This window comes from Veillonella parvula, assembly GCF_018366295.1.
GTDB classification, from domain to species: domain Bacteria; phylum Bacillota; class Negativicutes; order Veillonellales; family Veillonellaceae; genus Veillonella; species Veillonella parvula_P.
Genome location: NZ_JAGZIJ010000005.1, coordinates 115,542 through 138,179, shown reverse-complemented (window position 1 = coordinate 138,179; position 22,638 = coordinate 115,542). Strand labels below are relative to the sequence as shown.

18 protein-coding genes are annotated in these 22,638 nt (G+C 39.8%); 16 read left to right on the top strand and 2 right to left on the bottom strand.

Annotation, left to right across the window (positions count from 1 at the left end; genetic code table 11):
• Positions 1–1,083 precede the first annotated feature (1,083 nt).
• The 7 genes from KHY58_RS06320 to KHY58_RS06290 all read left to right on the top strand — a co-directional run bounded on the left by KHY58_RS06320 (position 1,084) and on the right by KHY58_RS06290 (position 10,810).
• Positions 1,084–1,944: a polysaccharide deacetylase family protein gene (locus tag KHY58_RS06320; RefSeq protein WP_278472552.1), complete on the top strand. Its 861-nt coding sequence runs from the start codon at positions 1,084–1,086 to the stop codon at positions 1,942–1,944.
• A gap of 8 nt (positions 1,945–1,952) precedes the next feature.
• A complete protein-coding gene (locus tag KHY58_RS06315; RefSeq protein WP_024061145.1) occupies positions 1,953–2,447 on the top strand; it encodes a MogA/MoaB family molybdenum cofactor biosynthesis protein in 495 nt (164 codons plus the stop codon).
• Positions 2,448–2,665: 218 nt separating this feature from the next.
• On the top strand, positions 2,666–3,097 hold the full coding sequence (locus tag KHY58_RS06310; protein WP_021147851.1) for an RrF2 family transcriptional regulator: 432 nt from the start codon (positions 2,666–2,668) through the stop codon (positions 3,095–3,097).
• Between the two features lie 84 nt (positions 3,098–3,181).
• Positions 3,182–4,570 (top strand): cytochrome ubiquinol oxidase subunit I, encoded by a 1,389-nt coding sequence (locus KHY58_RS06305; protein ID WP_278472548.1) that lies wholly within the window; start codon positions 3,182–3,184, stop codon positions 4,568–4,570.
• Complete coding sequence (gene cydB / locus KHY58_RS06300; RefSeq protein ID WP_118091591.1) at positions 4,561–5,580, top strand: cytochrome d ubiquinol oxidase subunit II; 1,020 nt, start codon at positions 4,561–4,563, stop codon at positions 5,578–5,580. Before KHY58_RS06305 ends, cydB begins: the two co-directional genes overlap by 10 nt.
• Before the next feature lie 200 nt (positions 5,581–5,780).
• On the top strand, positions 5,781–9,368 hold the full coding sequence (gene cydD, locus KHY58_RS06295) for a thiol reductant ABC exporter subunit CydD (protein ID WP_195395023.1): 3,588 nt from the start codon (positions 5,781–5,783) through the stop codon (positions 9,366–9,368).
• A 272-nt stretch (positions 9,369–9,640) separates the two neighbouring features.
• The gene (locus tag KHY58_RS06290; protein ID WP_004695368.1) at positions 9,641–10,810 is read left to right on the top strand and encodes a hypothetical protein; all 1,170 of its coding nucleotides are present in this window, start codon (positions 9,641–9,643) and stop codon (positions 10,808–10,810) included.
• 129 nt (positions 10,811–10,939) lie between these two features.
• Here the strand turns inward: KHY58_RS06290 and KHY58_RS06285 are convergent, their stop codons facing one another.
• Both KHY58_RS06285 and KHY58_RS06280 read right to left on the bottom strand, forming a co-directional pair.
• Entirely contained in the window at positions 10,940–11,524 is a 585-nt protein-coding gene (locus tag KHY58_RS06285; protein WP_004695370.1) for a DUF805 domain-containing protein, read from the bottom strand.
• 21 nt (positions 11,525–11,545) lie between these two features.
• Positions 11,546–12,379: a pyridoxamine kinase gene (locus KHY58_RS06280; protein ID WP_105087036.1), complete on the bottom strand. Its 834-nt coding sequence runs from the start codon at positions 12,377–12,379 to the stop codon at positions 11,546–11,548.
• A 135-nt stretch (positions 12,380–12,514) separates the two neighbouring features.
• Here KHY58_RS06280 and KHY58_RS06275 point away from each other — a divergent pair, with 135 nt between their 5' ends.
• The 9 genes from KHY58_RS06275 (at position 12,515) to KHY58_RS06235 (ending at position 22,635) form a co-directional block, all read left to right on the top strand.
• A complete protein-coding gene (locus KHY58_RS06275) occupies positions 12,515–13,447 on the top strand; it encodes an ABC transporter permease (RefSeq protein ID WP_004695374.1) in 933 nt (310 codons plus the stop codon).
• Complete coding sequence (locus KHY58_RS06270; RefSeq protein ID WP_008603497.1) at positions 13,440–14,339, top strand: ABC transporter permease; 900 nt, start codon at positions 13,440–13,442, stop codon at positions 14,337–14,339. Before KHY58_RS06275 ends, KHY58_RS06270 begins: the two co-directional genes overlap by 8 nt.
• A complete protein-coding gene (locus KHY58_RS06265) occupies positions 14,339–15,319 on the top strand; it encodes an ABC transporter ATP-binding protein (RefSeq protein ID WP_008603495.1) in 981 nt (326 codons plus the stop codon). The genes KHY58_RS06270 and KHY58_RS06265 overlap by 1 nt, the downstream gene beginning before the upstream one ends.
• Entirely contained in the window at positions 15,319–16,266 is a 948-nt protein-coding gene (locus KHY58_RS06260; protein WP_004695381.1) for an ABC transporter ATP-binding protein, read from the top strand. The genes KHY58_RS06265 and KHY58_RS06260 overlap by 1 nt, the downstream gene beginning before the upstream one ends.
• Before the next feature lie 12 nt (positions 16,267–16,278).
• Positions 16,279–17,097 (top strand): serine hydrolase, encoded by an 819-nt coding sequence (locus KHY58_RS06255; protein WP_008603492.1) that lies wholly within the window; start codon positions 16,279–16,281, stop codon positions 17,095–17,097.
• Entirely contained in the window at positions 17,094–18,695 is a 1,602-nt protein-coding gene (locus KHY58_RS06250) for a peptide ABC transporter substrate-binding protein (RefSeq protein WP_004695386.1), read from the top strand. Before KHY58_RS06255 ends, KHY58_RS06250 begins: the two co-directional genes overlap by 4 nt.
• A gap of 89 nt (positions 18,696–18,784) precedes the next feature.
• Positions 18,785–19,723, top strand: a complete 939-nt coding sequence (locus KHY58_RS06245) for a S66 peptidase family protein (RefSeq protein ID WP_278472544.1) — start codon at positions 18,785–18,787, stop codon at positions 19,721–19,723.
• 104 nt (positions 19,724–19,827) lie between these two features.
• Positions 19,828–20,967 (top strand): amidohydrolase, encoded by a 1,140-nt coding sequence (locus KHY58_RS06240; protein ID WP_278472542.1) that lies wholly within the window; start codon positions 19,828–19,830, stop codon positions 20,965–20,967.
• Between the two features lie 111 nt (positions 20,968–21,078).
• Complete coding sequence (locus tag KHY58_RS06235) at positions 21,079–22,635, top strand: ABC-F family ATP-binding cassette domain-containing protein (RefSeq protein ID WP_278472540.1); 1,557 nt, start codon at positions 21,079–21,081, stop codon at positions 22,633–22,635.
• The last annotated feature ends 3 nt before the right edge of the window (positions 22,636–22,638 follow it).

The following is a 22,638-nucleotide window of genomic DNA, read 5'->3' as shown; positions in this document are numbered from 1 at the left end:
GTTAAGCTCATAAACGCCGAAAGTACTTGGCTGGAGACGGCCTGGGAGGATAGGAAGCCGCTGATTGCTTAAAGGCACACCTGAGGGTGTGTCTTTTTTTTGTATGGCTTCCTATCCTCCCAGGGGACCTGGTAAGCAGGGCAGTAAAAGTAGGGCAGTAGAAGATGGAGGAGCAACGCGACGACAGATTCACTGCATCACTTTCTTCCGAACGTAAGATTTACCAAACTGCGAAGCAGTGAAGGGAAATCCACAGTAAGGAAGCAAGTAGGGCAAGTTAAAGGTAATAAGAATTAAACGACGACAGATTCACTGCATCGCTTAGTTCGGAGCGTAAGATGGATATGTAGCGCAGCTACATAGGTCCTTCCACAGCGACGAACACCCCGTATCCTGGAGCAAAGAACCGTACATAAGAACTCGCTGATTAACGAAATAGAGGGTCAACCCTATAAAGGGTTGGCCCTCTATTTTTGTGCTCTAATGAGCACATTCTAATTCCTTCTAGAGCCGTTTTCAGCCAAGGTTGTAGAAGTATTGTCTATGTGTATTGATCAATAGAGACGGCGTGGGAAAAGTAGGGCAGTAGAAGATGGAGGAGCAATGCGACGACAGATTCACTGCATCACTTTCTTCCGAACGTAAGATTTACCAAGCCGCGAAGCGGTGAAGGAAAATCCACAGTGAGGAAGCAAGTAGGGCAAGTAAATAGAATAAAACGACGTATGGGGCCCATACATCACTTTCTTCCGAACGTAAGATTTACCAAACTGCGAAGCAGAGAAGGGAAATCCACAGTGAGGAAGCAAGTAGGGCAAGCGAAAAGTAATTAGGATTAAACGACGTATGGGGCTCACACACCACCTTCTTCCGAACGTAAGATTTACCAAACTGCTAAGCGATGAAGGGAAATCCACAGTGAGGAAGCAAGTAGGGAAAGTTAAAGGTAATAAGAATTAAGCGACGACAGATTCATTGCATCAACCGTTTTTATATTAATCTTATGAGGGATTTTCTTGATAATAGCCACTTATATGTGGTATTCTCATTATGTATGTAAGTCGATGGGAGTGATTATTTTATATGTATAAATATGGCAAGAGCTGTATTAAAAAGTTGTTATATTGTATTGCAATATGTATTGCAATTTTAGCGGTTTCTATTGGGGCTATGTGGGGACTGTCTTCAAATTATAAGTTATATGGTGTACCGGTACTTAATTATCATCAAATAAATGATGAGAAACACTCCGCGTTAACATTGCATGTGGATCAGTTTAAGGAGCAGATGGAATACCTCCATAATCATGGATATCATACGATAACATTGGATCAATTGTATGAGTATTTGCAAAATGGTACGGAGTTACCAGAGAAGCCAATCGTAATAACATTTGACGATGGTTATGTAGATAATTATGAACATGCATTGCCTATATTAAAAGCATATAATATGAAAGCTACTTTGTTCATGATTAGTGACGCAGCCAATACGCATGGTTTTGTAAATACAGCACAAATGCGTCAAATGGAGACGGCAGGATTTGATATTCAAGGGCATACAAATCATCATAAGATACTAACTCATATAGATCCTACAGAATTGCCTGATGCCATTCTCGGTGGTAAAACATCTATGGAAGGTATTTTAGGAGAACCTATCAATTATTTGGCGTATCCTGGTGGTTTTAATGATATGCTCGTTCAATATGTTACTAAACAGTCTGGGTATAAAATGGCTTTCACAGTTCAACCAGGAACAGTAAAGCCAGGGGATAATTTATATGCTCTAAATCGACTAGCTGTATTCCAAGGAGATACACCGTATTTATCTTTCTGGTTGCGCCTACATTGTGCACCGCTTATTAAGTATACATGGGCATTGCGTGATACATTACGCGATAATGGATGGCCGATATTGGCGTCTATTGTGCCTTTATTTTAGGAGGAACTATGTCTTACGAAGTTGTAGCAAGACCATTACGTGTTGCAGTATTAACTGTATCTGATACTCGTACATTAGAAACTGATAAAGGAGGCAACAAGGTTCAAGAATTTTTGGAAGCAGCAAATCATATTGTAGCAGATCGCAAAATTGTAATTGATGATTGTGAGGCTATAATAAATGCTATGATTCCATGGTGTAATGATGAGTCTATTGATGTCATTATATCTACCGGGGGAACTGGTATTGCTATGAGAGATGTTACCATCGAGGCTGTAAATAGCTTATATGAAAAGCATATTCCAGGTTTTGGTGAAATCTTTAGATATTTATCCTATACGGAGGATATTGGAACAAAAGCAATGGCATCTCGTGCAGAAGCTGGTGTTAAGAATAACACTTTGATGTTTTCTATTCCTGGCTCTGTTGGAGCCGTCACCTTAGCGATGAGCAAACTCATCATTCCTGAAATGGGCCATTTGGTGCGAGAAATTACAAAATAATATATATGGAGACTGTTCTTTTGAGAGCAGTCTTTTTATATATGATGACAATCAATATTTGATGGATATAAAAGTAGGTAATTGATCCATAAATATGAGCATGAGAAGTAAGTGAATTAATTTATTCTGTTTAAAACAATACCATTGCAGTATTGTTTTATTTCATTTATACTAGATTTAGTAATACGTTTGTCCGAGTGCATGAGAAAGGAGACTTTATGAAGTTAAATCAGGCCACGGATTATGCATTTCGCATGGTCTTGCATATGGCGCTACTACCTTCGGGCTCGAAGATAACTGGTGCTGTATTGGCTGAGCAAGAGTTGATTCCAGAACGCTTTTTGCTCAAGATTATGCGTAGTCTCATTGCAGCAGGAATTATGAAATCTTTCCGAGGTGTAGATGGCGGGTTTGCTCTGAATCGAAGTCCTCAAGAGATCTCGTTGCTTGATGTAATTAGAGCAGTAGAAGGGGATGCGTATTTACAACGTTGTTTATATGATGTAGGTTCTTGCTCTAAGTCTTGTAAGGGGCATTGCGCTATAAATGAAGCAATGGGCGTGATTCAGCATCAATTGGTCAATCAGTTGGAAGCGGTTAATTTTAAGACCCTTGCCCAACGAGAACAGTTGATTATTGCTGAGGCTTGAGCTTTTTTACAGTCGCAATGATGCAAGGTTTTTTGTAAAAGCTCGTCAAGTGATGTTAGTATTTTATTCTAAGGAGGAAAACACATGTTTGAAGCTGTAGATTTAGCCCGATTGCAATTCGCGCTAACATCTATCTATCACTGGTTATTTGTGCCGTTCACACTAGGCATGACAGTGACTGTTGCTGCTTTAGAGTGGACCTATGTGTCGACTGGTAAAGAAGTATACAAAAAAATGGCTAAGTTCTGGGGTAAATTGTTCCTAATTAACTTTGCCATGGGTGTGGTGACTGGTATTGTTCAGGAATTCCATTTCGGGATGAACTGGGCAGAATATTCTCGTTTTATGGGTGACATTTTCGGTGCCCCATTGGCCCTTGAAGCATTAATGGCATTTTTCTTGGAATCTACATTCATGGGCGTTTGGATTTTCGGTTGGGACCGCTTACATAAATGTGTTCACGCTCTTGTAGCTACATTTGTAGCGTTAGGTACTAACTTATCTGCGTTTTGGATTCTCGTAGCAAACTCCTTTATGCAACATCCTGTAGGCTTTGTATTACGCAATGGCCGTGCAGAAATGGAAAATTTCCTGACCATCGTTCAAAATGGCTATGTACCTGGACAATTTTTCCATATCGTATTGAATGGTTTATTAACAGCTGGTGTAATTATTATGGCAATCAGTGCATGGCACTTATTGCGTAATAATGCGACAGAGTTCTACCGCCGCTCCGCTAAATGGGGCATGGTTATCGCACTTGTATTTGGTACTTTAGGTGCATTAGCTGGTCATCATCAAGGTCAATACATCACAAAAGTACAACCTATGAAAATGGCTGCTATGGAAGCGTTGTGGGAAACACAAGATCCAGCGCCATTCTCTTTGGTAGCTAATATTGATACTAAAGCACAAAAGAATACAGGTGCTCTTGAAATTCCTGGTGGTTTATCCTTCTTGACTCAAAACTCCTTTACGTCTGGTAAGGTAGAAGGTATCAAAGACCTTCAAGCAAAATCAGAGACTCAATATGGCCCTGGCAACTATATTCCAGATGTTCCAGCAATCTTCTGGACATTCCGTGTCATGGTAGCAGCTGGTTCTCTTATGTTACTTGTTGCCTTTGTAGGTCTTATCCTAAATGCAAAAGACAAGCTTGTTGAAAATCGTACATTCTTAAAAATTATGTTCTGGATGTTGCCATTGCCATTCATCGCTCACTCCACTGGTTGGTTTGTAGCGGAAGCAGGTCGTCAACCATGGCTTGTATATGGTTTGCAATTGACTGCAGATGGTGCGTCTAAATCCGTAACGGCTCCAGAAATTATGACTACAATCATCGGCTTTACACTTGTGTATATCGTGGCTGCTATCGCGGCTATCTACCTTGCTGTAGAACACATTAAAAAAGGTCCAGATGGAAATCCATCTCATGATGTAGTTGAAAAAGAGGAGGCAAGATTATGGAATTAATTTTTAATAACCTTGAAGTGGTATGGTTTATCTTAATTACTGTACTATTCGCTGGCTTCTTCTTATTAGAAGGTTTTGACTATGGTACTGGTATTTTGTTACCATTCATTGGTAAAACTGACGTTGAACGTCGACAAATGATCAATGCCTTAGGTCCTGTGTGGGATGGTAATGAAGTTTGGATGATTACTGCCGGAGGGGCATTATTCGCATCCTTCCCTCACGTGTATGCTACATTATTTAGTGGATTCTACTTGGCTCTATTCTTGATGCTTGCAGCTCTTATTATTCGTGGTGTATCCTTTGAATTTCGTTCTAAGAGCCCTAATTTGTTATGGCGTAAAACATTCGACTACTGCATCTTCTTTGGTTCCTTGATTCCTGCACTATTGTGGGGTGTTACAGTAGGTAACTTGATTCAAGGTACTCCCATTGATGCAAGTATGACATATGTTGGTACTTTTTCTGATTTATTAAGTCCATACACTATACTTTGTGGTATTGCGTTCATTTTGGTATTTACATACCATGGTGGCTTATTTACTTCTATTAAAACAGCTGGTGCTGTTTCTGAGCGCGCTCGTGCGGCATCCTTGGTAGTAGGTGTTCCTACAGCTATCGGTGCATTGGCATTGGTAGGTGCAACTTACGTGTATACAGATTTGTTTAATTCTGTATTAGCTATAGTTTGCTTTGCATTAGCTATCGCGTTCTTCCTCATTTCTTGGGGTGCAGCACGCACTCGAAATACAAAATGGGGTTTCTTATTCAGTTGTTTATCTGTTATTTCTGTAACAGCCGCATACTTTGCAGGTTTGTTCCCTCGCATCATGGTTTCTTCTTTGAATCCTGAGTGGAGCTTGACTATTACTAATGCAGCTAACTCTACTTATACGTTGACTTTGATGACTTGTGTAGCCTTTGTATTTGTGCCAATTATTTTGGTTTACCAATCTTGGGTATATTGGACATTCCGTCATCGTGTAACAGAAAAAGATTTACACTATTAATAGCATAACTTTATAACTTATGTAAGTTGTAAAAATTAGGTTTTAATGTGAGGCGTGCCGTAGCGGCACGCCTCTTTTTTATGGTAAGATGAATATAATATTGATAAATTTAGATTCACTTGGACTCTTGTAGGCTTAGTAATAGGGATTTAAATTTGTTTGAGTTTATATATTTAAATAGATTTACCGTAGAGGATAGTATGATACAGCGTACCGCATTTAAAGCGCTGCTAGAACATAAAGGACAGCTTGTGCTACTTGGCTTAACCTGTTTAGTAGAAAGTTTGTCCATTGTTGGGCAAGCCTGGTTCTTTGGAACCTTAATAAATAATCTTATATTTTTGGAGCATACACTAGCTGACGAAACGAACACCATTATTTATTTGTTTATTGCTATTATTGTGAGATTGGTGGCTCATTATGTTCAAGAGGCGGTGGCAAATCATTTGGGAAGTACTGTAAAAGCATCCTTTAGAGAACGCTCTTTGGAGCATATGTTTAAGCTCGGTGTACAGCATAAGGAACGTCATGGCGATGTCATCCATATGCTTACCGATGGTTTAGAACAAGTAGATGCTTACATAGCACGTTACATTCCGCAGATTTTATATGCTATTATGATTCCTCTTATTATGGGGATTGCCATTGTAAATACATTACCAATAATTGGTATTATTTTGATTGTTACGGTGCCTTTAATTCCATTTTTTATGATCTTGATTGGGAAGCAAGCTGATCGATTAAATAAGGAACAATGGGAACGTATGAGCTTCCTATCGGGGCATTTTTTAGATGTACTACAAGGGATTACTACGCTAAAGCTCTTTGGCCGTGCAAAGGATCAAATTAAGGTTATTGGTCGATTATCTCAAGAGTTTAAAGATTCCACTTTACGCGTGTTGCGCGTAGCCTTTTTATCTGCATTAGTACTTGAATTAGTGAGTACAATTAGTACTGCTCTGATTGCGGTATATTTAGGTCTAACCTTATTAGATGGTGAAGTCACATTCTTTTCAGCCTTCTTTATTTTGTTGTTAGCACCAGAGTTCTATACTCCATTTAGACAATTGGGGGCAGCTTTCCACACAGGGATGGCAGGAAAAACATCTATTCTGAAGTATGAAGAATTCATGCAGCGTCCACCTTCTTTACCAGTAGGTGGTGAGTCTAAACTTGATAAGCCTATACAGGGAATTACAATTAAAGATTTAACTTTCACCTATAAAAATAGTGAGAATGGGGTACACCACATTACGCTGCAGGCTGAACGTAATGCACCTATTATGCTCGTTGGTGAAAGCGGAGCTGGTAAATCTACTATGGCCCATATTGTGGGAGGTTTTTTACAGGCTCCGAAAGGAACAGTTACTATCGATGGCATTGATATATGTGATTTAGATATCAACTGGTGGCGTCAGAAAATTATCTATGTATCTCAACATCCACACATTATGAAAGGGTCCTTGCGAGAGGTCTTATCCTTTGGTATGGATGTAAGTGATGCAGAGATTCTTGATGCGTGCAAAGAAGTTCAGCTATTAGATGTTATTAATCGAAAACAAGATGGGCTTGATGCGGTTATCGGTGAAGGCGGTTTAGGTCTTAGTGGCGGCGAGCGGCAACGTATTGCTTTAGCTCGTGCATTCCTCCGGAAGGGTCAAGTATTGATTCTTGATGAAGTGACAGCACATCTAGATGTAAAAACAGAAGCCATTATAAGTACAGCTATTCAGCGTTTGATGGAAAATAAGGTTGTCATCATTATTGGGCATCGATTACAAACTATGCATTGGGCATCTAAGCTATATGTCTTGAAAAATGGATCAATTCTTCAAGAAGGTTCTTATCATGACCTACTTGAAGAAGAGGGGTATTTTAAAGACCTTGTTACATCTGGCTTAGGTCAATTTTCAGCAACTCTTGAAGAACCATTGGATATTGGGAAACAATTTGATTCAGAGAATACATTGGTCATAGATAAACCTATCAATGGCACAGAGCATTTTGTTAAATCTGTTAAATATACTGAGGCCTTTAAAGATAATGCAAAAGGTTCTAATATGAGCTTACAAGGTTGGAAGTTGTTGTTTTCTGTATTGAGTCCCGCTAAGTGGTCATTAGTATTGGCCTTGCTATTTACGTTCTTAACAGTGTTCATGAATGTTGGGCTTTTGACAGTATCCTCTTGGCTATTGGCATCTGCCGCATTACAACCAGGGCTCACTTATTTAAGTCTTGCAATCGTAGGGGTTCGGTTCTTCGGTGTTAGTCGTGCTGTATGTCGTTATTTTGAGCGCTATACATCTCATCGCATGGCATTCCAAGGACTCTATGGCTTGCGCTTGTGGTTTTATGCTCATTTGGAACCATTGGCACCTGCTATACTCAAACGGTTTGGGGCGGGTGATATGTTGGGACGCATCATGGGGGATATAGAGGTATTACAATTCTTCTACTTGCGCACTTTGATTCCACCCGTAGCAGCCGTTTTCCTGACTATATTGATTGCATATGGAGTTTCTACAATTGACAATAGTTTGATTATACCTATTCTTTTGTCGGCCTTTGTATTAGGTGTAATAGTACCTTTGGTTGTTTATTTGTATAATAAAGAATCTTTACGTACGATTGGGCCCCAACAAGGCGATTATAAAGCGCTTTTAAGTGATACTATGGATAGTCTGGAAGATGTGATTAGTTATGGCAATGAAGACATGGTATATAAGCGTATTCAGCATATGATGCGCAATGTAGATGCTCAAAAAGGTACTATTGAGCGGGGCATGAATATGGGTAATACACTATTCATAGGCGGCGTTCAGTTAACTGTAGTTATTGTAGCTATTATGGCTTCTAATGTGTTAACAGGCGCTTGGGCTAGTGTTATGGTAGCGGTGGCTGCCATTGGTACACAGGCTTGGTTTGAAGCGTTACAACCTATGATTGCTGCTGTTCATCATGGTGCAGAAAGTAAAGTTGCCACAAGTCGTCTCATGGCTCTCAGTAATGAACCGATATCTATTGTAGAACCTATATCACCAAAATCATTTAATCCTAATGATGATATTATTTTTACAGATGTATCCTTTGGTTATGATGAATTTCGCCATATTTATGAGAATCTCAGACTACATATTCAACAAGGGAAATCCATTGCTATCGTAGGTGCTAGTGGGTCTGGAAAGACGACATTGTTTAATATGCTTGAGAGGTTATATGATTATGGTGGATCCATTCGTATAGGCTCGGTGGAGTTGAAGGATATTTCAATTGATACTTGGCGTAATGCATTGGGGACTATAACTCAAGATACGTATATTTTTAATGCTTCCTTTAAGGATAATATACGCCTTGCAAGGCCAGAAGCTTCTATGGAGGATTTAGAGCTAGCCATTAATCGTGCATCATTGCGATCGGTAGTTGAAAAATTACCAGAAGGTATGAGTACGATTGTAGGGAGTGGAGGGCAAGGTTTGAGTGGTGGTGAACGTCAAAGAGTTGCATTAGCTAGATTGTTCTTGCGCAATCCTAAAATCGTTTTATTAGATGAACCTTTAGAGGGCTTAGATCAAGTCACAAGAAAAGCCTTACATCGTGACTTGATGCATTATGTAGAGGGTAGGACATGTTTATATATTACGCATCAATTGGAAGGTTTAGAACAAATGGACCGGATTTTATTTATGGATAAAGGGCAAATTGTTGAAGATGGAACGTATGAAGAGCTAATGGCGCTTAAAGGTCATTTCTATGAATACTGTTATTTATCTATGGCAAGTATTCAATAAAACTAAATATCATTTAAAGTATCTATTATTAATGCTTAATTATAGATTTGGACAATGTTTAATATTACGTTGCAATTTAAGATCTATTATGAATATTAAATTATAATACGACTAATGTTTAACTACATTAATAAGGCCCCTTTTACTATGCAAAAAGGGGCTTTAATTATATTTATATTTAATAGTATATGTAGTATACTTTTATCGATAAATCATGCAATATATGGTATAATTTTTGTGTTAAGAACTATTATTTCACCCTTGGAGGGGTTATGACTAAAATCTTCACCAAATTACGAGCTTTGGTGGATGAAGCATTATCTGATCGAGATGCGGTGGTGGATAAGGCGCCCGTATTAGAAAAAGCACCTTTAGAACAAGATTTGTTTGACCATCGCTTATTATATATAGAAGAAGATATGGTTAATCGCATGTTGCGTGCCGCTCTTCGTAATCATTGGTTCTTTTATGCTGTAACATTTGAATTTGAACCAAACAATCAAATATTCCTATCCATTATTACAAAATGGGGGAATGTGATTAATGTGGAATTCACCTTAGAGGATTTATGGTTCGATGATTATTCATCATCCTTTGCCATTCGTTTAGATACAAATAATATAGATACAGGTGGGTTTATTTTGAACTCTATTTTACACTTGTTGGGAAACTGGTGTCTAAGTCTCTTCGGTATTTTCTTTAACCCTATTGCATTAGGTGAAAAAGGATCTACTGTACGCTTTGAGAAGAAAGGTATCATTCAGTTTGACTTATTACCTAATACACAAGTGAAGAAATTCATACCCATGCCTGAGCGCCATATTGGTAGTAATGGACCTGTTCTCTTGGGTAACCCGCGTACCAGTCAATCTGTGTTACAGTTGGATTACTATGCATTCCATGATCCTGTAGATACTTTTACAGTACCTGATGTGCCAACTCGTACTAGCTGGCTTCGTTCTATCGATATTGCAGCAGTTCTTTTATTGCCAATAGGTGTATGGATTACATTTATTATCTTGCATCACTACTTACCAACAGAAACATTGGAATTTTCATTCTCTACATACTTTTTAATTTCCTTAGGGATTTTTATCATTTCCTTCTTGGTTATGAATATTCCTCGGTATTTGTACATGTATTTTGATTCTCGCAAACAGTGGCAAAGTGCATTTGTACATAACAATATTAAAATTCAAATGCGTAAACTACACCGACGCATCTTCATGCAACAAGCTACATTGACAGCTGATTGTGATGAGTATACTGCTAATGAAAGCCAAGAGCGAATTAAACACCTTTTGTTGCAAATTCGAGATAAACGATTCCTTGCAAATCGACTTAAAATTGCAGATGATGATAGAGCGCGTAAACAAAAGGTTAAGTTTATTATTGCATATATAGGTTGTACTTTGATTGAGTTGATGTTGTTAATGAACTAATGTTGTAAAAACAGAAGACATAATAAAAACGTATCTCTTTGATATGTACTCTTTTTACTGGTTGTCCAGTAAAGAAGGTATATATTACTTATAGAGATACGTTTTTTATTGTAGGGTGTTAATTTTTAATTATCGCTTTTTGCGTCGCTTACGAACTGTTTTTCGACCTTCTTGTTTTTTATTAGATATAGGAGTCTGTATTGGTTCATAAACTGTCCGATTTACAGTCATAAATGGAGGGTTGCCATATTGATTAGGCTCAGGTTGTCCTGGCAATACCCAGAATAGGAAGCCGATGAGCCATATAAAAAGCTCTAGCATGTAATTGAATGGAGATACGGCAGAGTAGGTATTGATGAAAATCATGATTACCGACCAGAGGATTCCTGCCCATGCATTGAAGCCGATGTCGTGAATACGACGGCCAAATAAGACACAAGATAAAGGAAAGAGGGTTGCCAATAAGAGCCAAATAATGACCCTAGTCAACCAATATGCTGGTAGTGATACAACAAAATCCAAGAATATGTTATCGATGTAGTGGACAATATGAAATAAAATCATTAAAGCGATGAAGCATATGATAAATTGTAGTCGATTTAACCGTCCCGTTAAGTTAAAAATTGATAAACCCATGCGACGTCCTTGGAATGCAATGAGCAAACCGATGGTACATATGAGCAGTGTTCGTAATACAACATAAAGTAAATCCATAAGTTCCCCTTTATTTATAGCTTATAGTTGAGTTAATTCTGGCAAAACTAACTCAAATGCGACTCCATGTTTTAGTGATTGTACTGTATCTAACGTTGCTTGAATCGCGTTGGTAGTAAAATTCATTGCCAGTTCTGCCGCATCATAAGGAGAATATCCCTTCATTACCGCACCAGATAATACAGCAGTAAAAATATCTCCTGTACCTGTAGCTTTTACAGGAACCAGAGGTATAGAGTATGTTTTTAAAAAGTTTGTAGGTCCATCATAGACCGCAATAACAGCATGTGTTTTCGATGGGACGCTGGTCATGATAACCATTTCAGGGCCCATGTGATGCAATTGTTTACATCGCTCACGTAATTCATCTTCGCTAATAGGGTCTGTCGAGAATGGAATATCTAATAAGAAGCAAGCCTCAGTATAATTTGGTTTTACGATGTGGGCCTTTGACACGAGTTGGCGCATAGCAACAACCATATCTGGAGTGTAGATAGAATAAAGGCGACCATCGTCAGCCATTGCAGGATCAACGATAACCATTTGGCCATTATTGGCAAATCGATTGATAGCTTCTTCGACGAGGTGAATTTGTTCTGGTGATGCCAAGAATCCACTTACAATAGCGTGAAAGTCAATTTCGTTTTTATCCCAACAGTTCATAAAGTCTCTCATATGAGCAGATAAATCTACGAATTCATAGTGTGGATACTCTAAGTGATTGCTTAGTACCGCTGTTGCTAAAGGAACCGCCTGGCAGCGCATGGCACTGATGATAGGAATCATAACGGTAAGGGCACAGCGTCCGATAGAGCTCATGTCTTGAATTGTTAAAACTCTAGGTACTGCTACCATAGACACCTCCAAATAATCATATATTTTATTGTACGTTATGTGAGCCTTTCTGTAAATGTAATGATGTTAATCATGAAATTAACTTCATAATGTAGTATAATAAAACGAATAGACTTTTTATGGAGGAAAGTGACAATGACGAGGTATGTATTTCGACGCCTAGGTGGCGCAATCATAATCTTATGGGTCATCATTACCGTAACATTTGCATTAATGCATGCGATACCTGGTGGGCCTTTTACAACAGAAAAGAAATTACCGCCTCAGGTGAAAGCGAGTATCGAGGCAAAGTATCATCTCGATGATCCTGTATGGAAACAGTATGGAGATTATTTAGGTGGCGTCATTACAGGTGACTTGGGCCCATCATTTAAATATGAAGGCCGTAGTGTAAACGATATAATTGGTGATGCATTCCCAATTTCCGCACAGCTTGGCTTATTATCTTTAATGGTAGCTATAGTTGGTGGTATTACAGCTGGTGCGATTAGTGCCATGAGACCTAATAGCATTGTAGATTATGCGGTAACTGTATTATCTACAATAGGGATTTCGGTACCAACTTTTATTATCGGTGCTGTTCTTGTGTACATAGTAGGCTTTGAATTGGGATGGTTCCCGGTAGCCTTATGGCGTGGCCCATCTTACATGGTGTTACCTGTGTTGACATTAGCAGCGCAACCGATGGCATTTATTGCTCGCTTAACGCGCAGTGGTTTACTTGACGTGTATCAACAAGAATACATTCGTACAGCTCGCGCAAAAGGTCTAGGTTCTTGGACCATTTTGACACGTCATGCCCTTGGCAATGCAATTTTGCCAGTTATTACGTACTTAGGTCCATTGGCAGCTAGTTTGTTAACAGGCAGCTTTATCGTAGAAACAATTTTTGCGATTCCTGGTCTAGGTCAGTATTTTGTAACATCTATTTATAACCGAGACTATACGGTTATTCTTGGTATTACGATTTTCTATAGTGCGCTTGTAGTATTTCTTAATATTTTGGTGGACATGATTTATCCATTAATCGATCCACGAGTTACAACGGAGGAGGGGACAGATGAATAAGGAAGACTTTTTACCTATTGAACGAGCCCCTCAAGAAGAGATTACTAGCTTTATAAAACGTCCTAGTAAATGGGAACGATTTAAGGTAAATCGTTTAGCTGTAGTTGGTGCAACCATCATTATTGTGATGATGGTGCTTGCTATTCTAGGTCCACTTATTTCACCTTATACCTATGCGGACCAATCCTTAATTGATGCGAACCAAAGTCCAAGCTTTAGCCATTGGTTTGGTACGGATACATTGGGCCGTGATATCTATACACGTGTTATGTACGGCGCTCGTATTTCCTTAACCATTGGTTTTGTAGCAGCTTTTATTAATCTTGTGATTGGCGTTGCCTATGGCGGCATTGCGGGTTATATAGGTGGCAAGGTAGACCGTATCATGATGGGGATCGTAGATGTTTTGTATGGTATTCCACTTTTACTATACGTAATCTTATTGATGGTTGTACTTGGACCTGGGCTAATCTCTATTTTTGTAGCGTTGGGGATTGCGTATTGGCTTAATATGGCCCGTATCGTACGCAGCCAAATTTTGAAAGTTAAAAACGAAGAATACATCATTGCAGCAGAAGCTATGGGTATTCCTAAGCGTCGAATTTTATTACGTCATATTTTACCAAACTGTGTAGGACCGATCATTATTACTTTAACATTGGCCATTCCTGAGGCTATTTTTACAGAAGCATTTCTTAGTTTTATCGGCTTAGGTGTAAATGCACCTATGGCGAGCTGGGGCGTACTAGCTTCTGAAGGTATTAGTAGCATGCGCTCTTATCCGTTCCAATTGATTTTCCCAGCTGTTGCTATTAGTATTACCATGCTTGGTTTCGCATTTTTTGGCGACGGTTTACGTAATGTATTAGACCCTAAGGAAGGAGATAGATAATGAATAATGCTATTGTTGATGTACGTAATGTATCTATTACCATCAATACCTTCCAAGGTCCGTTGCGAGTTATTCGCAATCAAGATATTTCTTTATACCCTGGTGAGATTTTAGGTATAGTCGGGGAATCTGGGTGTGGTAAATCCGTTTTAGTTAACTCTTTAATGGGCTTATTGCCATATGGTAAAACTAAAATTAAAGCGGATACATTCATGATTGATGGTCATGATTGTTTAGGATTTACTGAAGATGATTGGAATGAACTTCGTGGTACGACGGTTGCCATGGTGTTCCAAGATCCTATGACCTCCTTGAATCCTATCATGACCATTGGAGAGCAAATGTATGAGGTTATCCGTCGTACAAATGCGTATGGTGAAGATTACGATGAAAGGGCCATTGCCATCGATTTATTGAAGAAGATGGGGCTGTCTACACCGGAACGCCGGTTATCTCAATATCCTCATGAGTTGAGCGGTGGAATGCGCCAACGCGTATGTATTGCTATGGCAGTGGCCGGTCGTCCCAAGATTTTAATTTGTGATGAGCCCACAACAGCTCTTGATATTACTACAGAGGCACAAATTTTGCGCCTTATGCAAACATTAGCCGTAGAGGCTGGCATAGGGATTATCTTTATCTCTCATAACCTACGTGTTATTGCTCAAATTTGTGATCGGGTTATGGTTATGTACGCAGGTAAATGTGTTGAGTCTGCTACAGTAGATGGTATTTTTAGCGAGCCTCGTCATCCATATACTTTGGGGCTGTTGCTTGCATTGCCTCAAGGTAAATGGCACGGCGAATTGAAGGCTGTTGAAGGTCAACCACCTGATCTATTTGATTTACCTCGTGGATGCGCATTTAATCCTCGTTGTAAATGGGCTATGCGAATCTGTGGTAGTCGGGTTCCGATGGTTACAAATGTTGGTGAAAGTCACCAGTTTACATGTTGGTTAGCTAAGTTGGAGGGACTTTAATGAGTTACGTATGGGAGACTGACAATCTCGTTAAAGAGTTCACCCTGTCAGGCGGCTTATTTAAGCCAAAACAAACGGTACATGCCGTACAAGGCGTGAGTCTATATCAATCACCAGGGGAAACCCTAGGTATCGTAGGTGAATCTGGATGTGGTAAATCTACATTTGGTTACACTTTGATGGGTTTATATCAAGCTACATCTGGTTCTATTTATATGAATGGTCGACATATCAACCCTTATGTGGATAGAGAGTCTGTTCACCCGGTGATGCAAATGGTATTTCAAAATCCTTATGCATCCCTTAATCCGCGGCTTACGGTTAATGCGATTTTAGAGGAGCCTTTAGAACTGGATCCAAAGTATACACCTCGAGATCGCGTGATTCGTGTAAAAGAGGTGCTTGACCAAGTTGGCTTAAATATGTCATTTGGTGAGCGTTATGCTCATGAACTATCTGGTGGGCAACGTCAACGTATCGGCATTGCACGGGCTCTTATTATGGAGCCTCAATGTATCATCTGTGATGAGCCGATTTCTGCGTTAGATGTATCTATCCAAGTGCAAATTATGACATTACTAGAACGGTTACAAGAACAACATGGTATTTCGTACCTCTTTATTTCTCATGATTTAAATATGGTGCGCTACATTAGTCATCGCATGGTTGTTATGTATTTAGGTGCCGTCATGGAAGAAGGTCCTGCATTGGACTTATATGAATTCCCTCAGCATCCGTATACCCGTGCATTGACGGCCTTAAATGGTCCAGTTATGCCACATGCACCAATTGGGGCACCGCTTAAAGGGGATCCACCAAATCCATTAGACCCACCAAAAGGGTGTCTGTTTAGTGGTCGATGTCCAGAAGCGGAAGGTCGTTGTTTTACAGAACGTCCGCCACTTCGAGATTGGGCAGATCGCCGCATCGCATGCTGGCACATATAATGGGAGAATAGTATGGAAAAACTAATTGTTGGCAAGTCCTTGGAACATCAACTAGATACAGTCATTAAAGAATTGGCACCAGCAGGGAATATATCTTATGCGGTGCTACAATTCGATGATGAAGAGGAACCAACACTCATCGCAGCTAGAGGTGAAAATACTGTACATTCTAGTGCGAGTTTAATTAAGGTACTTATCATGGAATATGTCTTTCATTTAGCTCGTACGGAGCAATTGGACATTAATGATACAGTTCCTTTATCTAGAACTCCACGCGTTGAAGGTGGCGGCGCACTACAAGAGTTAGTTGGTAAACATAGTTTTACATATCTTGAGTTATGCCGTCTCATGATGGTTCTTAGTGATAATATCGCAACAAATCTACTCATCACAGTGCTCGGCATGGAAAATATCAATGCTCGTGCAGAAAAGCTTGGTATGGATGAGATGGAGCTTAATCGCATGATGATGGACTTTAACGCCCTAGCTGAAGGTCGTGATAATCACATTACAGCTATGTCGTTAGCTCGTTTGTATAAACACATTTTTGAATGTCGTGATAGAGATGCTTATGGCCGAGAAATGTGGAATATCTTAGGTCGCCAACAATTCCGTGATATCTTACCATTTTACTGGGGAGAAGGCATACGCTTTCACCATAAAACAGGATCCCTTGATCGTGTAGAACATGATGGGGGTGTAATAGAAACATTTAGGGGTCATTTTTGTTTTATCCTTTTAATGAGCGATATCGATAATGACCGAGGTAAAGAGTTAGGCGCTCAAGTTGGGCGCATCATGAAAGAATTTGTAGAGGAAGCATTGCCATGATGGATAAACGAAACTTGTTAAAACTCATGGTCCTCGCTCTAGGGGTGAGCGTACTCTTATTCGTATTTGGGTACCCTCGTGGTGTTCAACCAATCGATGAACACACAATCCGCTATGTTATTGAGCAGGAACCATCCACATTGGATCCCGCAAAGTCTACTACCTCTCCGGAGGCTACGGTTCAACTTCAATTATTCGATGGTCTAGTTCGTTTGAATGATGAAAGTGAACCTGAAGCAGCACTTGCTAAAAATTGGGACATCTCCGATGATGGTCGTGAGTATACCTTCCATTTACGACCTAATTTAAAATGGTCCAATGGAGAGCCTTTGACGGCTTATGACTTTGAATACGCTTGGAAGCGCGTATTAGACCCTGAAGTCCATGCGGATAATGCATATATGTTATATGTATTGGAAAATGGTGAAGCTTTTAATACGGGTAAAGCTGCAGCTGAAGATGTTGGGGTTAAAGCTATTGATGAGGATACATTGGTAGTTACCTTAGAAAATCCAACGGCTTATTTCTTGAAATTATTAGCGTCTCATAGCTATTACCCAGTGAGTAAAAAAGCAGTAGAAGCTCACGAAAACTGGGCGGCTAATGCGGAAACAATAGTATCTAATGGTCCATATCGTTTACTTTCTTGGAAGCATAATGGGGAAATGGATTTCATTAAGAATCCAAACTATTGGGATGCAGAATCTGTGAAGACAGAGAAAATGAATTGGCCTATTAGTGAGTCTCAAAGTACACGCCTTACCTTAGTTGAAGGTGGCGAAGCTGATATGACGGTTGAGCCTCCTGTAGCGGATCAAAAACGTCTAGAAGAAGCCGGCCTATTACATATTGGCCCTATGCTTGGTAACTACTATTACGTATTCAATGTGAAAGCAGAACCTTTCACAGATCCAGATGTGCGTAAAGCCTTTTCTATGGTTATCAACCGTGCTAATATTGTTAATAATATTGTTAGAGGCGGTAAAGAGCCAGCTTATGCATTCGTACCATATGGTATGCTTGAAAGCAATGGTCGTGAAGACTTCCGTGAAGCTGGTAGCTATCTCGTATACGAAGATGTAGAGCAAGCCAAGGAAATCCTGAAAAAGGCTGGCTATGGCAAGAATCGTCCATTGCCGCAAATTACGATTTTGTATAATACAAGTGAATTACATAAAGCTATTGCAGAAGCGATTCAAGATGCATGGATAAATGCATTTGGCGCAGATGTACGCTTACAAAATCAAGAGACAAAGGTATTCTTGGCAGACCGTGAAGCTGGCAAGTACCAAGTAGCTCGCGCTTCTTGGGTTGCCGATTATAGCGATCCACAAAACTTTTTAGAGGTATTCTCTGCTGAAGATAACGATGGTCAGTATCATAGTGATGAGTATAATGAGTTGATTGCACGTATTCGTACAACTCCAAATGGGGCGGCTCGTGATGCGTTGATGCATGAAGCAGAAAAGATGATTTTTGATGAATCTCTTGTTATGCCGTTGTACTTTACAACACAACCATATGTGACAAACGGAACAATTCAAAATTATTTCTGGACCACATTGGGACTTGTTGACTTTAAAAAAGCATACAAATAAGATACACTTAAGACGTACACCTTGTGTACGTCTTTTGTTGTATGGGAATATTAATATATTATAAGTTAACAGGTATTTTCTGAGGATATATGGACTGGATTGAACCAAAACGTTTGGCACCGGGGATGACCATAGGTATTATGGCACCTGCTAGTGCTAGCGATGAAGATTTACATAGAATAGAAGAAATTTGTAAGGCTAAAGGCTATAAGGTGCTTGTAGGTGAAAGTGCAAGGAGAAAGGGGCTATATGGAGGCACACCTGAGGAGCAAGCCGTAGAATTTCAATACATGATGACTGTGGCTCCTTGTGATACGGTTCTTGCCTTGCGCGGTGGTTATGGCACGATGCGCTATTTAGATTTATTAGATTATAAAGCGATTCGTAAGTATCGGAAGGCTTTTGTTGGATATAGTGATTGTACAGCACTTCATATGGCTATTAATCGATATAGCCGCCTCATTACTTATCATGGACCTATGGGGGTAGATTTTAAATTAGACCGTAAGTCAGATATTGATACGCTATTTAATGCTTTAGAAGGCAAATTAAAAGTTATAGAACCCTTGCCAGAGCCTCCCCGAGGTGCGATTGGCACAGAACTCGGTGAGGGTATTTTACGAGGTGGTAATATGACGATGGTATCCATGTTATCGGGAACGCCTTATTTTTTAGAGAATGAATCATGGGAAGATACCTTACTATTTATTGAAGATGTAGGGGAGGCTCCTTATAAGCTGGATCGTATGTTACAACAATTTCGCCTCAGTGGTTTGTTGAGCCGCATTAAAGGCTTAGTGATTGGCACCTTTACAGATTGTGAAGGAGATGAAGATGAACGTGATTATGACTTAGGTTATGAAGCATTGCGCTACATGGAGGAAAATAGAAAACCAGAATTACCAGATCCTTTTGTATGCTATGTGCCAACGGGACATGGTTCACCACATCAAACCTTACCGCTAGGAGCGACGATTAGCTTTAGATATATTTCTAATACCATCATCGTTCATCCTTATACGAAATAGATAAGAGCTTTTAGGTGAACGATTTTAGTTAACAGACAAACAGATAAACAGATATTAGATAAAAATAGTAGTTACCAAGATATTAGATAATAATAAGGGGAGTTATGACACTACAAGAACGAGAGGCTCGTGCCTGTGCCATCATAGATAGTATGGCACAGGAATTACGTGCTGTTTCCTTATATTTACACGATAATCCAGAATTGGGCTTGAATGAGCATAAAGCAGTAAAGGCAATTCACCAATTCTTAGAAAAACAGAATTTTATATCTCAAGTAGGCCTCGCCGATATACGTGAGTTACAAACCGCGTTGAGAGCGGACTATAGAGGTAATGCTAAATATAAAATCGCATTTTTAGGAGAATATGATGCCTTACCTGAGCTCGGTCATGGTTGTGGTCATAATCTTATTGCCATGATGAGCTTAGGTGCTGCTGTTGCTTTCAGTCAAAGTGCGCCACAGGATTGGGGAACGACTTTCTTTGGTTGCCCTGCAGAGGAAACTATCGGTGGTAAGGTATATATGGCAGAGGCTGGTTTATTTAAGGACTATGAGGCGGCGCTTATTATTCATCCTGGCGGTGAAAATGAGGTGGGGGGCACATCCTTAGCGACACACCCACTAGAGGTTACCTTTCATGGGCGCTCCTGTCATATTGCATCCTTAATAGATTCAGGAATTAATGCCTTAGATTGTGCGGTAGAATTATATCAAAAAATAAAAGAGTTAAAGAAAACCTTTCCTAAAGGGGCTATTGTGGGGGCCATTTTTACCGAAGCAGGTACAGCGCCAAATGTGGTTACACCAAAGGCTACGATTCGCATGACTGTTCGTGGTAGTACAGTGGATGATTTAGAAGGTATTATTTTGCCGGCTATCAAAGCGGCTGCTCAAGAGATTGCAGCATCCTATGGTGCTCAAGTTGAAATGCATCATTATGAGCCACTTTTTAAGGATATGCGTCAAGATAAAAAGTTGTTAAATCTTTTTAAGGCTGTGATGACTGAGTTCGGTGAGGTACCTCGTATATTACCTGATGATGAGGCTGATGGTAGTACTGATGTAGGTAATGTGTCCTATGAAGTGCCTACGGCGCAGCCTTCATTGCAAATTGGTGGGGGGCTAGAAGCGCATACGCCAGAATTCACTTGTGCAGCAGGTTCTGACTATGGATTGGCACAAGCTATTAAAGGAGCTAAGATTATGGCTGTTGTAGCCTTGCGTTATGCGATGTGTAAGTGATACTCAATTTTTGACATATAGAGGTCAAAAAGGTACAATAGATATAATATTTAAGTAAGTATGAAACAAGCCGTCTTCAACAAGACGGCTTTTATTCCGGTGGAGATAGATATGAGTGTGTTAACCGTTTCAAATGTAACCCATGGTTTTGGAGCGCGACAAATTTTAGATGATGCATCATTCCGCTTGCTAAAAGGTGAACATGTAGGCCTCATTGGTGCAAATGGTGAAGGTAAATCTACGTTTCTTAATATCATTACAGGCAAACTGCCACCTGATGAAGGAAAAATTGAATGGTCCAATCAGGTAACTGTTGGTTACTTGGATCAACATGCTGTTCTTGAGAAAGGTATGACCATCCGCGATGTATTACAACGCGCTTTTGATGATTTGTTCGTCATGGAGCAAAACATTAATGATGCGTATAATCGCATGGGCGATGTATCCGAAGATGAAATGAATAAGCTTCTCGAGCAAGTTGGGGAGTGGCAAGAAATTCTAGAGCAACGTGGGTTCTATGAAATTGATGCGGTTATTGAGCGTACGGCTGCAGGCTTGGGCCTTGTGGATATCGGTTTGGACCGAGATGTAACAGAACTCAGTGGTGGTCAACGTACAAAGGTTTTGCTCACAAAGCTTTTACTAGAGAAACCGACTATTCTATTGTTGGATGAACCTACGAACTATCTTGATGTAGAGCATATTCAATGGTTGCAAAACTATTTGCAAAATTACGAAAATGCATTCATCTTGATTTCTCATGATATGGAGTTTTTAAACTCCGTAGTTAATGTTATTTACCATATCGAACAAGCGGTGCTTACGCGTTATACTGGTGATTATCATCAGTTCCAAGCTGCTTATGAGGTGAAAAAAGCGCAAGCTGCTAAGGCGTATGAACGTCAACAGCAAGAGATTGAGCGTATGGAAGACTTTATTCAACGCAACAAAGCTCGCGTTGCAACGCGCGGTATGGCGAACTCTCGCGCTAAACGCTTAGAGAAGATGGAAATCTTGGAAAAACCAAAAGAGTATATTAAACCTAGCTTTGGTTTTAAAGAAGGCCGTACACCAAGTCGCTTTATCGTAGAGGCTTTCGGATTGCAATTAGGTTATGATGAACCATTAACTAGACCAGTAGACTTTCAAATTGAAAGAAATAAAAAGATTGCTATTCGCGGTGTCAATGGTCTAGGTAAAACTACGTTGTTAAAAACTATTTTAGGTTTATTGAAGCCTGTTAGTGGTGAGTTGGTAAAAGGTGAGTTCTTACAAGTAGGTTATTTTGCCCAAGAGGATAAGCCATCCAATTCTGAAACAGCGTTAGACTATATTTGGAATGAATATCCTGCTATGACCAATGCAGAGGTGCGTGCAGCATTAGCTCGTTGTGGCCTTACTAATGAACATATTACGTCTCAAATGCGCGTATTATCTGGTGGTGAGAATGCAAAGGTTCGCCTATGTAAGCTCATGCAGAATAAGTACAATGTGTTGGTGCTAGACGAACCGACCAACCATTTAGACATATATGCGAAGGAAGAACTGAGCCGAGCATTGCGTGATTTTAAAGGTACGATTGTACTGGTTAGTCATGAGCCCGAATTTTATCAAGGTTGGGTTACGGATATTTGGAATATTGAGGATTGGACGACAAAGATCGTTTAGGAG

What these genes read in the sequence shown, in the direction of transcription:
- KHY58_RS06310 (WP_021147851.1), top strand. Translation starts at nt 2,666, where the DNA reads ATGAAGTTAAATCAGGCCACGGATTATGCATTTCGCATGGTCTTGCAT.
- cydD (WP_195395023.1), top strand. Translation starts at nt 5,781, where the DNA reads ATGATACAGCGTACCGCATTTAAAGCGCTGCTAGAACATAAAGGACAG.
- KHY58_RS06305 (WP_278472548.1), top strand. Translation starts at nt 3,182, where the DNA reads ATGTTTGAAGCTGTAGATTTAGCCCGATTGCAATTCGCGCTAACATCT.
- KHY58_RS06265 (WP_008603495.1), top strand. Translation starts at nt 14,339, where the DNA reads ATGAATAATGCTATTGTTGATGTACGTAATGTATCTATTACCATCAAT.
- KHY58_RS06240 (WP_278472542.1), top strand. Translation starts at nt 19,828, where the DNA reads ATGACACTACAAGAACGAGAGGCTCGTGCCTGTGCCATCATAGATAGT.
- KHY58_RS06290 (WP_004695368.1), top strand. Translation starts at nt 9,641, where the DNA reads ATGACTAAAATCTTCACCAAATTACGAGCTTTGGTGGATGAAGCATTA.
- KHY58_RS06250 (WP_004695386.1), top strand. Translation starts at nt 17,094, where the DNA reads ATGATGGATAAACGAAACTTGTTAAAACTCATGGTCCTCGCTCTAGGG.
- KHY58_RS06255 (WP_008603492.1), top strand. Translation starts at nt 16,279, where the DNA reads ATGGAAAAACTAATTGTTGGCAAGTCCTTGGAACATCAACTAGATACA.
- cydB (WP_118091591.1), top strand. Translation starts at nt 4,561, where the DNA reads ATGGAATTAATTTTTAATAACCTTGAAGTGGTATGGTTTATCTTAATT.
- KHY58_RS06285 (WP_004695370.1), bottom strand. Translation starts at nt 11,524, where the DNA reads ATGGATTTACTTTATGTTGTATTACGAACACTGCTCATATGTACCATC.
- KHY58_RS06260 (WP_004695381.1), top strand. Translation starts at nt 15,319, where the DNA reads ATGAGTTACGTATGGGAGACTGACAATCTCGTTAAAGAGTTCACCCTG.
- KHY58_RS06280 (WP_105087036.1), bottom strand. Translation starts at nt 12,379, where the DNA reads ATGGTAGCAGTACCTAGAGTTTTAACAATTCAAGACATGAGCTCTATC.
- KHY58_RS06245 (WP_278472544.1), top strand. Translation starts at nt 18,785, where the DNA reads ATGGACTGGATTGAACCAAAACGTTTGGCACCGGGGATGACCATAGGT.
- KHY58_RS06320 (WP_278472552.1), top strand. Translation starts at nt 1,084, where the DNA reads ATGTATAAATATGGCAAGAGCTGTATTAAAAAGTTGTTATATTGTATT.
- KHY58_RS06270 (WP_008603497.1), top strand. Translation starts at nt 13,440, where the DNA reads ATGAATAAGGAAGACTTTTTACCTATTGAACGAGCCCCTCAAGAAGAG.
- KHY58_RS06275 (WP_004695374.1), top strand. Translation starts at nt 12,515, where the DNA reads ATGACGAGGTATGTATTTCGACGCCTAGGTGGCGCAATCATAATCTTA.
- KHY58_RS06235 (WP_278472540.1), top strand. Translation starts at nt 21,079, where the DNA reads ATGAGTGTGTTAACCGTTTCAAATGTAACCCATGGTTTTGGAGCGCGA.
- KHY58_RS06315 (WP_024061145.1), top strand. Translation starts at nt 1,953, where the DNA reads ATGTCTTACGAAGTTGTAGCAAGACCATTACGTGTTGCAGTATTAACT.